Here is a 16,613-nt window from a genome sequence, read left to right on the forward strand (position 1 = left end):
AAAAATATCACCTTTTCTTTGAGTTTCCATTTATGCTTATCCCACAAACTTCTACTTCCCTAATCGAGACTTTACGCCTCCGACGCCAACAACTAGCCAACCTGATTAATTTTCCCGCAATTCTCTGGTCAGGTAGCAACAGTTCGCGCAACTTTCCAGCAAACGCTTTTCCGTTTCGCGCCAGCAGTCATTTTCTCTACTTCGCCGGACTGCCATTATCAAAGGCGGCAATTCGTCTAGAAGCGGGCAAGCTAGAACTATTCATCGACGATCCTTCACCCAGCAGCGCCCTTTGGCATGGAGAAATGCCAACGCGCGAGGAAATAGCCCAGAAGATTGGGGCGGATGTAGCTCGACCAATGGCAGAATTAGAGTCTTGGGTAGAAGATGTCGCTACACTTGCTGTACAAGATGCCGCTACTTGGACGCAGCAATCGCAGCTATTAAATAGATGGGTTTTACCACAAAGTCCTCCCCAAGGAATTGACTTAGAGTTAGCTAAGGCGATCGTTACCCTACGTCTCACCCATGATCAAGCTGCATTAACCCAGTTGCGAAAAGCTGCGGCTGTCACTGTTGAAGCACACAAAGCTGGTATGGCAGCAACACCGAAAGCGAAACTGGAAGCAGAAGTTCGTGCAGCGATGGAAGGGGTAATTATTGCCCACAATATGACCACTTCCTACAACAGTATTGTCACCGTTCACGGTGAAGTTTTGCATAATGAAGAATATCACCACCCTCTACAATCAGGTGATTTACTGCTTAGTGATGTTGGCGCTGAAACTCAGACGGGTTGGGCAGGTGATGTCACCCGGACATGGCCAGTATCCGGTAAATTTTCATCTACCCAGAGAGATATTTATAATGTCGTACTTGCAGCCCATGATGCTTGCATTGCCAAAATACATCCTGGTATAGAGTATGGGGATATTCATTTGCTGGCTGCCACGGTCATCGCTGAAGGTTTAGTAGAGTTAGGCATTTTACAAGGAAATCCCCAAGATTTAGTAGAGATGGATGCTCATGCGCTGTTTTTCCCTCATGGTATCGGTCATCTACTGGGTTTAGATGTCCATGATATGGAAGATTTGGGCGATTTAGCAGGGTATGAAGAAGGGCGTGAAAGAAGCGATCGCTTTGGTTTAAGCTACCTGCGTTTAAATCGTCCCCTGCGTGCAGGAATGTTAGTCACAATTGAACCTGGTTTTTATCAAGTACCAGCAATTTTAAATGATGCTAATGTTCGCTCAAAATATCAGAATGTGGTGAATTGGCAACGTTTATCTGAATTTGCCGATGTCCGCGGAATCCGCATCGAAGATGATGTATTAGTCACTGAAATAGGTAGCGAAGTTTTAACAGCCGCATTACCAAATAGTTCCAGTGCTGTGGAAGATTTAGTGAGTTGTTAAAAAATTCGTCGTAGGCATCGCACAGAAGTTCAGAGCATCCCCCAAAGGCGATCGCCCCAACTTCCAATTAAATAACATTCGTACTCCCACGGCACTACGAGATCATAAAATTGCATCATTGGCAGATTCACCATTTCTGTAACCAGAATCAAGTAAGGAACAGTGTCAGCGTCCTATCTGTCCTATCCTGGAGATGGGTAAATAGTGTTGTGGGTGAGACTGTGTTTTTCAGCGTTGTAATACCGACTTATAATCGCCAACCAATTTTAGAAAAGTGCCTCCGCGCCTTAGAGATGCAAGAGTTAAGTCAGCCAAGTGCAGTTTCTAATTACGAGATTGTTTTGGTGGATGATGGTTCTACTGATGGCACATTGGATTGGTTGACAGAATACAAAGAGGAGTTTCCCCATGTACGCTGGTTTCAACAAGACCATGCTGGCCCAGCTGCGGCTCGAAATTTGGGGGTACAACAGGCGCTGGGAAACACAATTATCTTTATTGATAGTGATCTAGTGGTGCTTGAAAATTTCCTGCAAGCTCATGCTAATGCACTAATGCAGGGACAGGAGAAATTGAGGAGCGATCGCTTTTTCACTTACGGTGCAGTAATTAATACTTGCAATTTCAGTAATCCAACGGCTGAACCCTACAAAGTCACAGATTTTTCAGCAGCTTTTTTTGCTACGGGAAATGTAGCAATCCCCAAACATTGGCTAGAGAAAGCCGGACTTTTTGACACCAGTTTTCAACTTTATGGCTGGGAAGATTTAGAACTAGGTGTGCGGCTGAAAAAACTAGGTTTGACACTAATTAAATGTCCAGAAGCCGTAGGATATCACTGGCATCCACCATTTAACTTAGAACAAATTCCCCGATTAATTGACCAAGAAATTCAACGCGGACGTATGGGAGTTTTGTTTTATCAAAAGCATCCTACGTGGGAAGTGCGAATGATGATTCAAATGACTTGGGTGCATCGCTTACTTTGGGGAATTCTTTCCCTCAATGGCGCACTTAATGAGCGGACTATGGCTCCATTTTTGCAATCGCTCATTAATATAGGTAAACCTCAATTAGCTTTAGAAATTGCTCGAATTTTTCTCAACTGGTACAACGTGAAGGGTGTCTATGAAGCCTATGCTCAAATACAACAAGCATTGTAATTCAAAATTGAGCTGTAGACATAACGCGATTTGAATGTGACTTGAAATCAGCGATTTGTTCAACGCAATTGTACAACCTTGGCTACCTAAAAATAGGTTTACTTTTTATACTCAGTGCAATAAGCTACTTTTTTTAATCTAGAGCCGGAAAATCTTATGCATAGGGCATTTAATAAAATTTACCTCTAAATCTAGAAAATAATCCGAAATACTTCGATTAGCATTTGAATCTTAATAATGTTAGAGGATGTTTTAAAAGGGTCTTTTGCTCTCATAGTGAGCACTCTGCCAAGCATCTCAGTACATGACTGAAACCTTGATTTTTCGTCAGAGTTAACCTAAGTCTGAACGGCAAAACTATACCTTCCAGGACTTTTAAAATATCCTCTTATCATCATTAACCAAACTCAGATTCAACGAATCACATTGTCCTATGATGAAATTTAATCGATTCTGGAACCAACTACATCATCTTATCCGACCAACTATTAGATTTTTTTTGCTCACAACTTTTAGCTGCACTCTAGTTGTGACATTTTTTTTAGCATCGTCAACAGCACAATTCCCCCCAGAACTGAAATCTTCTGCTGATATAGGTTGGGAGTTTGTAGGAAGTCGAGAACTAAACAAAGCATCCATTCAAGAAATTGAGTATGATGGTGAATGCCCAGGTAAAGACTCAGGCTCAATAAAAGCTTGGTTTACTTCTAGTAAAACTCATCCAGCTTCTAAAAGACGCGTAGTTGTTAAAAATGTAACTAGAGGTTTGGAAAGCGATCCATATCCGTACACAGATAGAGAATACCAGAAGGGAAAATCTTCTGAAGGCACTCAAATAGCTTTTGGAACAAAACATCGTGGTAGTAATTTCGTTGTTATGGAAGGTGAAAATGAATTTCAGTACGAGATTAAAGAGAATAAGAAAGTGATTGATTCTGGCTCATTTACAGCTATAATTGACAAAAAACTTGATGTTAGACGCAGAGATGCTACGGTAACTAAAAATTCTACTTGTTTTAACTCGGCTGTTGATCTCAATGTATGCGCTGATATCCGAACTAAAACTGCATACACTTGTCCAAACAACGAGATTCTTCGCTCAATTTTTGAGCCAATTAATCCTGAAATTTCTACAATCATCTCTAATCAGATGTCTGGTAAGATAGTGTATCTCTTAAATGGAAACAAACATACATTACGCCCAGGAGAAGAAGAAAAATACACAGGTGAAGATTTAAAGATTCAGTTTAATTCAACTTGTAGAATTGGTTGTACCCTAACAACTCCACCTCAGTCACTGCAACCAGGTAAAAGATATCAATTTAAATCCTCTCCTATATCTGGTGGCGAAATTATTCAATTAGTTGACTTCCCTAGATAAAGTGTAGTCAAATAGGGTTTAGATAAAATAATTTGTCTATCGATAAGGATTGTAGAGACGTTGCATTGCAACGTCTCTACACACCATAACATCCCAACTATTAAGTCAAAATCGCCCCACCCATTAAGCGCTCATATCGATACTTCAACTCTTCTTTCATCAAATACCAACGCTCTAAAGTTGCATCCATTTCTATAATTTTCTCGGCTGCTTGCCGTGCCAAAAGTAAAACTTCCTCATCCTCAACCAAACTCGCTAAAGTAAAATCTGGCACTCCAGATTGACGAGTTCCCAGTACTTGCCCTGGCCCACGAAAACGCATATCCATCTCGGAGATGAAAAAACCATCCTGAGATTGTTCCAATACCTTCAACCGTTGTTGAGCATCAGGGCTTCTGGAACTGCTCATCAACAGACAGTAAGACTGAGCCGCGCCCCGACCGACACGCCCCCGCAATTGGTGCAGTTGTGATAAGCCAAATCGCTCAGTATTTTCAATGAGCATCACCGTAGCATTAGGTACGTCTACACCTACCTCAACAACAGTAGTAGAAACCAGAACCTGCGTTTGGTTATCGCGGAATTTGGTAATCGCTTCATCCTTATCGGCTGAACTCATGCGACCGTGCAGCAGCCCCACTTGAAAGTCGGGAAAAACACTTTCTTGTAGCTTTTTATGCTCTTCCACAGCCGATCGCAGATCCAGTTTTTCTGATTCTTCCACTAATGGCAAAACCACGTAAACTTGTCTACCTTGAGCAATTTCTCGGCGGATGAGGTCGTAAGCATGGTTGCGTTGCTGACCTGGCAATACTGTTGTTTGAATCTTTTGGCGTCCTGGTGGTAACTCATCAATTTGGCTCACATCCAAATCCCCGTGTATCGTCAGTGCTAAGGTTCTGGGAATCGGGGTAGCTGTCATAGTTAACACATGGGGTTGTTCACCTTTTTGCTGTAAACGCGCCCGTTGTTCTACACCAAAGCGATGCTGTTCATCAATCACCACTAACCCCAATTGCTGGAAGTTTACCGGGTCTTGAATCAAGGCATGGGTTCCCACTAACAGAGGTAATTCACCAGTTGCCAACTGAGAATGTATTTGTCTTCGTTTAGCAGTTTTGGTGGAGCCTGTCAGTAATTCCACTGGTAAATGCAAGAGATTAAACCAGCTAACTAACTTGCGATAATGTTGTTCTGCCAAAACTTCCGTGGGAGCCATCAGCGCGGCTTGGTAGCCGGATTGAATTGCTGCAAGGATAGCTAGCACGGCGACGACCGTTTTACCAGAACCGACATCGCCTTGCACCAAACGATTCATTGGTGCAGGTTTTTGCAAGTCGTTGAGAATATCGTTGAGAACTCGTTGCTGTGCGCCAGTGAGTTGAAAAGGCAGTATTTCGTAGAATTTCTCTACAAGTTGACCGCGTGGAACAAGGATAGCGCTGGTTTGAATTGCCCTTGCTTGCTGCTGACGTTGCAGTAAACCAAGTTGTAGGTAGAAAAATTCATCAAAGACTAGGCGACGACGGGCAACTTGTAGGGCGGCGCTATCGCTGGGAAAATGGATGTTAGCGATCGCATCTTTCAATTCCATCAAACCATACTTCTGTCGCAAACCACTTGGCAAGGGGTCTTTCATCTGAGCCGCAGCTGGCAAAACAGCAATTACCGCCTGTCGCACTGTATTCGCCACCACGCCCTCAGTCAGTCCATAAATTGGTACCACCCGCCCAATATTCAGCGACTCAATCGAATCTCCTGGATTTGCCAAAACCTCTAGTTCTGGATTATCCAGTGTCAAGCCGTATTTACTTTCTTTCACCAACCCACACGCCGCCAGAATACTACCTACTGGATAACGGCGTTTTAAACTTTCTTGCCAAGCGCGACTGCTAAAGCGCGTACCTGCGTAAAAACGACCAATTTTGATTTCACCGCTGTTATCTTTGACGATTAGTTCTAAAATTGATAATTTCTGATTTTTGGGACTAGTAAAGCAGTTGCAACGCTTCACTGTAGCGACTATTGTCACCGTCTCACCCGCCTGTAACTCGCGGATATTCACCTGACGCGCATAATCAATGTGGTCACGGGGATAGTAGAAAAGCAAGTCGCGAACGGTGTGTAAACCAAGCCGTGCCAAATTATCAGCTTTTTTGAAGCCTATTTCTGGTAAATCACTGAGTTTTTGTTCAATTTTCGGTGCAAGTCTCCGACTCACCTCAGTGATAATTTTAGATTTTGGACTTTCCTGCCGAACGCTACGCGTAGCTTGCTTCTCCGAAGGAGTACGGCTACGCTCAGTCGAACGATTTTGGACTTCAGTTTCGCTCAGTCGAACGATTTTGGATTGATAAGTTTTCCCCTGCTCCTCTGCTCCTCTGCTCGCCTGGTTACTGAGCGCAGTCGTTGGCGCAGCCTCTCGTAGAGAAGTATGCTCCTCCTGCTGTAGTTGGGAAAGATACCTGCGAGTCTCTGCTACTAAATGTTGTCTTTGTTCCAGTGCTAAATGTGGATAACTAGCAAATTGCACCGCTAGTCCTTGCCAACGGCGGCGTTCAGTTTGCGGTAAGCCTGTTGGGAATTTGCCCAAAGTTAGACTCAGAAATTCACTGAAGCGATACTGTCTGCCCACTAAGTCTGTAAAGCCATGTTCGGCTTCTATTGCCAAGGCTTTGTGCAATCTTATCCAATCTGGTTTTTCATTAGTCATTGGTCAGCAGAGTGAGAGTTAGGAGTACAGACGCGATTAATCGCGTCTGTACAGGAGTTAGGAATAAATTACTCATAATTCATAATTCATAACTCATAACTTTATTCAAACCAACTAGCACGCCATGCAGCTTCAGCTTCAGCGATCGCTCTTTCTCGATGTTTCTTTTGATACTCTCGTCCGAGCTTGTTTAGCTGAACTAAAATACTGCGGATTTGCCTGCGCTCAGAGGAGAGTGTCACATCAGCAAATTCAATTTCCCCTAGCCGCAGATTAATAGCCATGATTTGCTTCAGTCCAGAATCTTCTGACTGCTGCTCATTTTCAATTTCAATTACTAAGTTTAATAAGTTGGGTGGCCCTGGCATTACCTCGGCAGACGCTTCTAATGCTGCCGCAGCCGCTGCTGCTAAAACCGGTTCTGGTACTTTTTTGGGTAATACCCCAGCTTTTTGTAATAAAAGATTAGCATCATGCGAAAGTTTTTTCAGTATCTCTTGCGTGACCTCTTCTAAGTTCTGTTGCCATTTTGCCAGTTCTATAGGACTAGAGGTATCGGGGGTAAGAGGTTCAGGGTTAGATGTGCCCAATATCACAGGAGTTACTTCCTCATCTCCCCCATCTCCCCCATCTCCCCCATCTCCCTCTGTTTGCTCACTTTTAATAGAAGTGAGCAATTGTTCAGCTGCCAATTGACCCAACTTGCGGATGGCTTGTTGCAATTGTTGGCGCTGATTCAATGATAAATGCAGAAAGTTTTCGGGATACCCTTGCGTACAAAGGTGGTAACTCGCCAGAATCAACTGTTTTCGTACAGCTAGCCCCAAGGTGTTTAGATAACTAGTATAAGCGTTTTGTAGTTCTACTGCGATCGCCCGAATCGCTTCTTTGAGTGCTGCAATATCCCGTTCAATTCGCTCGATTGCTCTTGCCATATCTTTTCGTTCTTGCCCATGTGAACTATTACATAGTACAAATGTACAAATTTATTTTAGGATAACTTTCCAGAGGATTTTAGATTTTAAATTAAATGCGAAATTTCGCGTCTCTAATAATAAAATACAGGTCAGGCTATTTGCTTGACCTGCTCCCTAAAGAGTCATTAGTCCTTTGTCCTTGGTAAAGACAAATGACAAATGACAAATGACAAATGACAAATATTACTTGCTGCCAATTTGTGCAGCGACTTCATCAGCAAAGCTAATTTCTTGCTTTTCAATGCCTTCGCCCAGTATATAGCGGACAAAGCGACTCACTTGAATCTCTTCGCCTAATTGCGCCTTCACTTGCTTCACCAAGTCTTCCACGGAAATACTTTGATCGCGAATGTAAGGCTGATCGAGCAAAGCCAATTCTTTCAAACGTTTTTCAATCCGTCCCTGAACAATCTTTTCTTTGATGTTATCTGGCTTGTTCGCCAAATCATCCTTGCCCATTTCAATTTCTTTTTCCTTTTGAGCAATTTCGCTAGGGATTTGGTCTACACTAACATACTCGACGTTTGGGCAAGCTGCAACTTGCATTGCAGTGTTCCGTGCCAAGGTTTGGAACTCTGAATTAGTAGCCACTGACTCACTTTGGGAACCCAGTTCTACCAATACACCAACTCGACCACCAGTGTGAATGTAGCTGTCTACTATACCTTGCGTGCCTTCTGCTATTGCAAAATTAACAAAGCGACGCACTTGGATATTTTCACCAAGTGTGGCAATGGTTTGCTTGATGAATTCTTCTACAATTACGCTTTGATGATCAATATAGGGTTGAGCCAACAAAGACTCAACACTATCAGCAGTCGCTGCTTGCTTTGCGAGATTCTTAACTAAAGCTTTAAAAGCCTCGTTACGAGCAACAAAGTCGGTTTGGCAATTGACTTCTATGAGTACACCCACCCGACCTCCGGGCTGAATGTAAGTGTCTACTAGACCTTCTGCCGCAATGTGATCGCTTTTTTTCCCCGCCGAAGCGATGCCCTTTTTGCGTAGCAAGTCTATAGCTTCTTGTATGTTGCCATCAGTCTCTTTCAGCGCCTTTTTGCAGTCCATCATGCCGGCACCAGTTTTTTGGCGTAGCTCTTGGACGAGTTTTGCAGATATTTCCGCCATGTTGCCTCAATTCCTAACTTGACCTCGATTTGTAATCGCTCACGGATGTTGAGTATTTCTATCTTACTCAGGGCTGGGGGAGAAAAAATAATCAAGTTTTGAGGTATGAGTTTTTTCGCCTCTACCTTTGCCTACGATTTGCCGCAGGCTAGAGCGGCTTGCTGCTACTCTGCCAGCCGCCGCCCTCCCTCGGACATTTGCTTCACCCCTGCTTTACTTATTCCTCTACTTCCTCGTCGGGAATTACGGCATCAGTATATTCGCTTTCTTCGTAGTCTTCGTCATACTCACCGCCTTCGTAATCTTCGTCATACTCTTCAGCATCCAGCTGACCGTGACGACCTTCATAAATAGCATCCGCCAATTTTCCTACTATCAGCTTAATTGACCTGATAGCATCATCGTTTGCTGGGATGGGGATATCTACTACATCTGGGTCACAGTTTGTATCCAGCATAGACACAATCGGAATATTCAGCTTTTGGCATTCTTGAACTGCGTTATATTCCCGCCGTTGGTCTACAATTACCACGATATCGGGTACTTTACGCATTGTTTTAATGCCGCCCAAGTATTTCTGAAGCTTCGTCATTTCCCGACGTAGCATCGATGCTTCTTTTTTCGGTAATAAATCTAGTGCGCCAGTTTCCTCACGGCGTTCTAAATCTTTCAGACGGTCTACCCGTGTTTTGATGGTTGCCCAGTTGGTCAACATTCCGCCCAACCAGCGCTGGTTAATGTAGTGGGAACCACAACGGGTGGCTTCTTGGGCAATAATTCCAGCTGCTTGCCGCTTGGTGCCAACGAAAAGAAATTTCTTGCCTTGTTCTGCGTGCGATCGCATATAGTTGTAAGCATTATCCATCAACTGGGCAGTTTGCACCAAGTCGATGATATGCACACCATTGCGGGAAGTATAAATGTAAGGAGACATTTTTGGGTTCCAACGCCGGGTCTGATGCCCAAAGTGAACCCCTGACTCCATCATTTGAGCCAATGAAACTACTGGCATATAAATTCTTAACTCCGATTCGGGTTAAACCTCCATCCAAGTGCATTTCCCAACTGGGAAACACCCGAATTCTCAGATGTGCGAGATTAGTTAACCATACTAGGTTAGCACATTCCGAAGAGTTATAGCGGTTTTCAGTGGTGTGAGCGGGTTCCCTGACTGGAGGTAACTTGCATGTCTTTTTTAGGGGCACACAGCTAGCTCACCTGTGTCAACTTAGAGCCAGGGCAAATGAAATTCTGTTACTGAATAGTATCGGGGTCTACATTGAGCGATCGTAATCTTGCTTTTAACTGTTCTATCTGTAATTCTGCCTGTTCTGCTCGTTGGCGTTCCTGTTCTGCTCGTTGGCGTTCCTGTTCTACCAGCTTTTCTGCCTGCTGTCTTGCTAAAACTTCCTGCCCTAAAGCTTCTGCCAGTTCATTGGGGATCAGTAATTTTTCCCCTGTATCTTCTCGATAAAACCCAATTAACCTTCCCTCAACCACCAAACGCAGTTGTAACGGTTCACTACGTCCATCTTGTATAGGTTCGTAGATTTCTCCCCGCAGGCGATAGCCACGTAACTGTTGTTCTACCCACTCGCCTTTAGGGTCAAATAGCCAGTATTCCTTGACACATAGCTGCTCATAGAGGGTCTTTTTGAAGATTTCATCTTGTCCCTTAGTACCAAAGGATGTCATTTCAAAAATAACTGTGGGTACTTGACCCTCATCCCAGATTTTATAGTTGTCCCGACCACCGGGTGCAACATCAAAAATCACCATCACATCTGGGGCTACCCGCAATTTGGGAAAACCTTGTGCATAATAAAGAAATTGATTTCCCAATACTGTTGCCTGACGATTTGCCAAATACTGTTTCAGGACTTCCAAGGTAGTTAGTAAGGCATAAAAATGGTCGTAGGTTTCTGCCACTGGTTGACCATCAGCACTGGGATAGAAAATTTCTGATTCGACACTAACAGGTAGAGTAGCCGTCATGGTTGTAAAATCAGTGCTACGAGATTATTGTAGAACAAGTTTGGCTCTCCCTAACTTGGGATGTGCAAGCTTTTCAAAATATAACTAGATAACTCACAAAATCCTTCCCCTTCGGCAGCAGTGGTAATATAAACAGGGTGAGATTTCAACTGATTCACATATTCCAGCACGTTTGCGACGCCTACAGAAATAGGAAAATAACGTTGATCAAATAAACTTTCATCATTAGGACTATCGCCAACAGTCACAATTTGTTCTGGTAAGTAGTGGGGCAAATATTCGCGCAATACCTGCAACAATCCCACAGCTTTATCTTGCCCTTGGGGTTTAATGTGACACTGGACGTTGCTATAGGTAAATCCCCAGCCCATTTGTTGACAGAGATTGTCTAGGGTTTGTAGTTCGTCTTGACGCAAACCAGCTACATCAAAAGTCCAGTCGGTGATGCGAAAGCGATTATCAGCAGATTCTTGGATTTGGGGAAATTTAGTTTGTAAATTCTCAAAAGTCGTAGCCAAGTGCTGGCGATGTTTAACTAAATCGGGAATGGGTGTTAAGACTACTGGTTTCTGGTTCCCAGGTGGAAAGTACAAACCGCCATTTTCTGCCATAGCACCGGCCACTGGCATTAACGCACTCAATCCACTCACCCACCCAGCAGAACGTCCTGTGACAATCAGCACCTTAATGTCAGCTGCCGCTAAATCCTCTAAAGCTTGCAGCAGTGCGGGAGTAAATTTTCCTCGTCTAGTTAGGGTGCCATCCATATCTGTGGCTATCAGACGAATATTGCTCAGGCTAGTAGATAAAACCTCAGACAGGGCACGGAGGCTCTGGTGTCTGGACATAAGCCGTTTGTAAAAGGCTGTAAAGAATATTAATCATACAGCAAGATGGCATTCAAGATTTGGGCATCCTAAACATCAGGAGTCAAGTTTTTCAGTTTCCCAACCATGCCCACTTCGATCTTTCTTGCCCAATCCTCCGAAACAAAGACTAAAAAGCCGTTCCAGGAAGTGCCAGCAAGTAATCCTCAAATACTACCAATAATGGTAGTAACCTCTGGAGGACTGGCTTTAGCGGTGATTGCTTTGATTGTGTATAGTAAGCTCCAGATCAATAAGCTAGAGAAAAAACTTAAGTTTGAACAATTCCGTGCGCGAGAACTAGAGAAAAAATTTAAGCTGGCGCTGGAAACAATTCGCAAAATGGAAACTAATCCCGATTTGGTCAACTCACGGGACTTTAACCTAGATTATCTGCGAATGCGGATGGCAGAGGAGGTGTTTCATTTTGCAATCCTTAATCAAGTGAAGATTCAGATCAAAGATAAAATTACTCAAGCCCTACGTCCAAATCAAGCACAACTTGGATCAGTCGGAATTGCTAATAGCACTGGACGGCAAGTAGATGAAATTTTTGATGTAGAATATGAGACTGGTAGTCCAGGGAACTCTGCCAAGCGAGTGCTGTTTCGCATTCAAATTCGGTTAACGAAGTTACCGACGCAAGCGACTTCTGCAACTATTAGTCAAATTATTGACTGTATAGAAACTTATCTAAGCCCGATAGAAAACGAAGATAGTTGGCAACCAATAATTCAAGGTCGGATTGCTACCATGCATTGGGATCAAAAGGCTAAACCTACGCCTCTACTGGTGCTGGAGCAATCGAATGAAGGCGTGAATGTGACTTTTCGCACTAGTCGTCAACCAAATACTCCAATTCAGCCAAAGCCACCTGGAATGAAAAAATCAGGCTCGACTAGATAATAATTATGGCTGTCATTAGTTATTAGTCATTAGTTATTAGTCATTTGTCATTTGTCATTTGTCCTTTGTAGATACAAATGACCAATGACATAGAAGCTTTGTGCAAGGTAGGACAACTTTTATGAGTAAATAGGCTATGTTTATTTGGGTAACAGCTTATTTATTGAGTTATGATTTTTCATTTTGGAATCATGACTGAATACCTGTATTTGGGGAATTACGGGTTAAAAGACCATCTTCCATTTCTACAATGCGATCGGCTATGTCTAAAATGCGGTTGTCGTGTGTCACTAATAAGATAGTAGTTCCCTGATTTTTGGCTAGACTTTGCATTATTTCCACAACATCGCGTCCTGATTGTTTATCTAATGCTGCTGTTGGTTCGTCTGCTAGCACCAGTGGAGGACGATTCACTAGGGCGCGAGCGATCGCAATTCTTTGTTTTTGTCCACCAGAAAGATTGTCTGGGTAGTAATCTACTCGTTCTTCTAGACCAACTGACCCCAGCATGGCTTTTGACTTAGCCACTGCTTCTGTTTGAGAAATATTATTATTCAATTCTACTGCCATTTGCACATTTTGCTTCGCTGTCAAGAACCCTAGCAAATTGTGAGCTTGGAAAATATAACCAATGTTGCGTCGCATCTGCACCAGTTTGTTTTGACTGACGCCAACAAGTTCTTCACCTAAAAATTTTAAACTTCCCTCTTGTACAGACCGCAAACCACCAATTAAGCTCAGTAATGTTGTTTTACCTGAACCTGATGGCCCGGTCATAATTACAATTTCACCAGGATAAATTTCTAGGTTGATATCAAATAATATCTGTTTTTTCAGTGCGCTTTTGCCATAGTAGTGATTGAGATTTTTAATGGCAATTACAGGTTCTTGTCTGATCATAAATTTGTTAGCTATAAGTTAGCAGTTCCGAGACGGAACTGTAGTGCCTATCAGAAATTAATGTTTCTTAATTGTAAACTCTGATTATCAACAATATCTTTTAATTAATCTTGAATTAATTAAAAGATATCTGCTGGATCGGCAGAACGTAATTTTCGGACTGCGATCGCACCAGAAATAATGCACATCATCATAGTCAAAAATAACACCATTATTGCACGATCAAAACTCATAAAAACTGGCAAAAGTGTCGCTTCTCTGGCACTTTTATACATAAATAAAGTAAAAACTATTCCCGGGAAATATCCTAAAACTGCTAACAGTAAAGCCTCTTGAAGGATGACTGTCAATAAATAGTTTTGTGTATAGCCTATGGCCTTGAGAGTAGCATACTCAGCTAGGTGATCTGCAACTTCTGTATAAAGGATTTGATAAACAATTACAGTCCCCACAATGAAACCCATGACAGTTCCTAATGTGAAAATAAACCCAATAGCTGTACTATTTGCCCAATAATTCCGCTCAAAATCAATAAATTCTTGCTTAGTTAAAACATTTACCTCTTTAGGTAAATACTTTCGTAATTCTTGGGCAACAACTTTAGGGTTCGCTCCTGGTTTTAATCTAATCAACCCAATATCAATTAATCCTTGCTGACGATTAGGAAATATCCGCATAAAGTTAATATCACTGGTAATTAAATTACCATCTGCACCAAATGATGCACCTAATGTAAATAGTCCCACTACTTTAATTCGTCGCCTTCGCACTTCTGCTGTTACAGTCTTTCCTTGTTCATAATCAGCAGCAATTGGCCCATATTCCAGCCTAGAAGAACGGTCATATAAAACTACATCTGGCAGTTTAAGTTTATCTAAACTCTCCTGAACTCCAGGTAAGTTAACTATGTTAGTTTCTGGGTTCATTCCAAAAACAAGGATACTACGAGGACGTCCTGTTACAGGATTTTTCCAAGTTGTATAGTCTAAATATATCGGATGTACTGATTGTACTGCGGGTAACTCTAAAGCTTTATATAACCGTCTTTGAGAAAAGCTCCTCATCGCCAGAACAGCGCTAGATTGACTATTAATTAAAACAATATCGCCTTGCAAGCTATTATGAAATCGAACGTTACTATAATACAAAGCATCTCGGAAACCGAGTTGCATAAACATTAAAATATCAGCAAAAGCAATTCCTGCTAAAGCCACAGCTAGGCGAGTTTTTTCCCTTGTCAGTTGTAGCCACGACAGAGGTATTCTTTGATTCATTTTCTAGGCATCCAAGCACAGTTAAGATAATTCGTAATTCGTAATTAAGAACATTTACAATCCAAAATATCAAATCCTAAATTGGTATTGCTGCTCACCTATAACGGAATTAGTTATTAATTTCGACAACAACTTTAGCGTAAGTTAAACCAGAAACTTTCTGGCTATCTGCTGGAGGCAGAGCAATTTTCACTTCTACGACTCTGGCATCGACATCTGCTGCTGGATCTGTATTCAGCACATCTTTTTTACCAATTTTTCTGCCAATTTCAGTGACAGTTCCCTTTAATTCACCGCTAAATGCTCCATTATCGCTGCTGATAGTAGCATTTTGACCAATACGCACTTTCCCAATACTGTCTTCGGGGACTTCAGCAATCACAAACATTTGACTGGTTTGTCCAATTTCAGCAATACCATTTGCACCGATCGCTTCGCCTGACTTGGTGTAAACCTTTAAAATCTCTCCGGCGATTGGTGCTTGAACATAGCTCAATCTCAGTTCTGCTTCGGCTTTTCTGATATTTGCGATCGCATTACTAACTTGGGCTTGTGCTACTTGCACATCAGTAGGACTAACATCTAAAATTTTGTTTAGTTTGGCCTTTTCTTCATCGATTTGTCTTTGCAAAGTTGCTAAAGTTTTATCGCGGTTAACTTTGGCTTCGATTAGCTGCTGTTGCAAAGTTGCTAAATTTTGGATTTGGTTGGCTCTAGCCTCAGCAATTTGCTGTCGCAGGGTTGCCAATGTCTGCTTCAAGGTAGCTTGACTTTCAGCAACCTGCTGATTAGAACTTACTGCACTCAAGCGTCTTCTGTCTCGCTCTTGCTGAGAAATCGCACCTTCTCTGTATAAAAAATCATAGCGTCCGGCATCGACTTGGGCATTGCGTTGTTCGGCTTTAATACGTGTAAGCGTTGCTCTCAGAACTTCTCTTTGCCCACTAAGTTCAGCTTCTAGGCGATTTACTGTTGCTTGTTGGACGAGTTTACCCCCACTTAACTGAGCTGCAATCCGGGCGATCGTTGCTTGTTGAGCATCCCTTTCCCCCAGTAACTGGGCTTGTAGGCGAGCAATAACTGCTCTTTGGGCTTGAATATCTCTTGGAGATCCGGCTCTGACTTGCGCTAAATTCGCACGAGCTTCTTGCACTTTGGCTTTTGCCTCTTCTAGTCCGGCTATTTGGGTATCGCGGTTGTCCAAAATTGCCACAATTTGACCTTGCTTTACCTGTTCACCTTCTCTCACCAGAAGTTGCTGAATTCGTGACGATGGCGCTAATCCTGACGATGGGGCGGACAACTTAACAACTTGGCCTCGCGGTTCCAAACGCCCTACAGCACTAATGCTATTGGTAGATGGCATTATGGGTACGGATGTGGTTAGTTTTCTCAACTGCTCGATTTTAGCTGTACCTAGTATCCCAGCAGCGATTACTACTGGCACAGCTACAGCGATACCCCACCAAATCTTAGGTTGTTCACGATTAAGTGGCTGCTCACTTGGCTTTGGCTTTTCAGTCACCCTTGACATAGTATGTTGTCCGTTTACCTGAATTGTGCTGATGGAAGTAAAAATAAAAGGGTTTTTAATCAACAGCCAGCCGCTTAGGACAAATAACAGTGGTTTAAAGCTAGGTATGGCTTAAAATTTATTGTGTGATGAACGCTCACCACTATGGCTTTGCAAAATGGTGTTTTCTATAGCGATTTCTGACGACAAGCCCCACGGGTGACGCTCCTACGTCGCTACCGCTTCTCTACGAGACGCTACGCGAACGCTAACGCAAGACGCTCGTTGTCTTGGCGTCTCCCTCACTGCTCCGCGTCTGTGCTCGTTTGTATGCAATACACTTACTTAACTTCCATTCCTTTCTCCTTTTAGGAGAGAGGCT

Annotated in this window: 13 protein-coding genes; 4 read left to right on the forward strand and 9 right to left on the reverse strand. The window is 42.8% G+C overall.

Features of this window, described 5'->3' with window-relative positions; translation table 11 throughout:
- The first annotated feature begins 32 nt into the window (after positions 1–32).
- The 3 genes from PUQ00_RS10205 (at position 33) to PUQ00_RS10215 (ending at position 3,959) form a co-directional block, all read left to right on the forward strand.
- Complete coding sequence (locus PUQ00_RS10205) at positions 33–1,415, forward strand: aminopeptidase P family protein (protein WP_300415750.1); 1,383 nt, start codon at positions 33–35, stop codon at positions 1,413–1,415.
- Positions 1,416–1,624: 209 nt separating this feature from the next.
- Positions 1,625–2,578 carry a glycosyltransferase gene (locus PUQ00_RS10210; RefSeq protein WP_300415752.1) on the forward strand — a complete coding sequence of 318 codons (954 nt, stop codon included), beginning with the start codon at positions 1,625–1,627 and terminating at the stop codon, positions 2,576–2,578.
- A 529-nt stretch (positions 2,579–3,107) separates the two neighbouring features.
- On the forward strand, positions 3,108–3,959 hold the full coding sequence (locus PUQ00_RS10215) for a hypothetical protein (RefSeq protein WP_300415754.1): 852 nt from the start codon (positions 3,108–3,110) through the stop codon (positions 3,957–3,959).
- A 100-nt stretch (positions 3,960–4,059) separates the two neighbouring features.
- On the opposite strand, the gene recG is transcribed toward PUQ00_RS10215, so the two are convergent.
- The 6 genes from recG to PUQ00_RS10245 all read right to left on the reverse strand — a co-directional run bounded on the left by recG (position 4,060) and on the right by PUQ00_RS10245 (position 11,620).
- The gene (gene recG, locus PUQ00_RS10220) at positions 4,060–6,672 is read right to left on the reverse strand and encodes an ATP-dependent DNA helicase RecG (protein ID WP_300415756.1); all 2,613 of its coding nucleotides are present in this window, start codon (positions 6,670–6,672) and stop codon (positions 4,060–4,062) included.
- 101 nt (positions 6,673–6,773) lie between these two features.
- Positions 6,774–7,607: a hypothetical protein gene (locus PUQ00_RS10225; protein ID WP_300415758.1), complete on the reverse strand. Its 834-nt coding sequence runs from the start codon at positions 7,605–7,607 to the stop codon at positions 6,774–6,776.
- A gap of 225 nt (positions 7,608–7,832) precedes the next feature.
- Positions 7,833–8,777 carry a translation elongation factor Ts gene (gene tsf / locus PUQ00_RS10230; protein ID WP_300415760.1) on the reverse strand — a complete coding sequence of 315 codons (945 nt, stop codon included), beginning with the start codon at positions 8,775–8,777 and terminating at the stop codon, positions 7,833–7,835.
- A 217-nt stretch (positions 8,778–8,994) separates the two neighbouring features.
- On the reverse strand, positions 8,995–9,789 hold the full coding sequence (gene rpsB / locus PUQ00_RS10235; protein ID WP_300415762.1) for a 30S ribosomal protein S2: 795 nt from the start codon (positions 9,787–9,789) through the stop codon (positions 8,995–8,997).
- 242 nt (positions 9,790–10,031) lie between these two features.
- Positions 10,032–10,772 (reverse strand): Uma2 family endonuclease, encoded by a 741-nt coding sequence (locus PUQ00_RS10240; protein WP_300415764.1) that lies wholly within the window; start codon positions 10,770–10,772, stop codon positions 10,032–10,034.
- Positions 10,773–10,822: 50 nt separating this feature from the next.
- Positions 10,823–11,620: an HAD family hydrolase gene (locus tag PUQ00_RS10245; protein ID WP_300415766.1), complete on the reverse strand. Its 798-nt coding sequence runs from the start codon at positions 11,618–11,620 to the stop codon at positions 10,823–10,825.
- 105 nt (positions 11,621–11,725) lie between these two features.
- Between PUQ00_RS10245 and PUQ00_RS10250 the strand changes: the two genes are divergently transcribed.
- A complete protein-coding gene (locus PUQ00_RS10250) occupies positions 11,726–12,544 on the forward strand; it encodes a hypothetical protein (RefSeq protein ID WP_300415768.1) in 819 nt (272 codons plus the stop codon).
- A 189-nt stretch (positions 12,545–12,733) separates the two neighbouring features.
- Here the strand turns inward: PUQ00_RS10250 and PUQ00_RS10255 are convergent, their stop codons facing one another.
- From PUQ00_RS10255 to PUQ00_RS10265, 3 genes are all read right to left on the reverse strand, one after another.
- A complete protein-coding gene (locus tag PUQ00_RS10255) occupies positions 12,734–13,444 on the reverse strand; it encodes a DevA family ABC transporter ATP-binding protein (protein WP_300415770.1) in 711 nt (236 codons plus the stop codon).
- Between the two features lie 119 nt (positions 13,445–13,563).
- Positions 13,564–14,718, reverse strand: coding sequence for an ABC transporter permease DevC (gene devC / locus PUQ00_RS10260; protein WP_300415773.1), 1,155 nt, complete (start codon positions 14,716–14,718; stop codon positions 13,564–13,566).
- Positions 14,719–14,827: 109 nt separating this feature from the next.
- Positions 14,828–16,252, reverse strand: a complete 1,425-nt coding sequence (locus PUQ00_RS10265) for an HlyD family efflux transporter periplasmic adaptor subunit (protein ID WP_300415775.1) — start codon at positions 16,250–16,252, stop codon at positions 14,828–14,830.
- Between the last annotated feature and the right edge of the window lie 361 nt (positions 16,253–16,613).

Source organism: Nostoc sp. S13, assembly GCF_029379315.1.
GTDB lineage: Bacteria > Cyanobacteriota > Cyanobacteriia > Cyanobacteriales > Nostocaceae > Nostoc.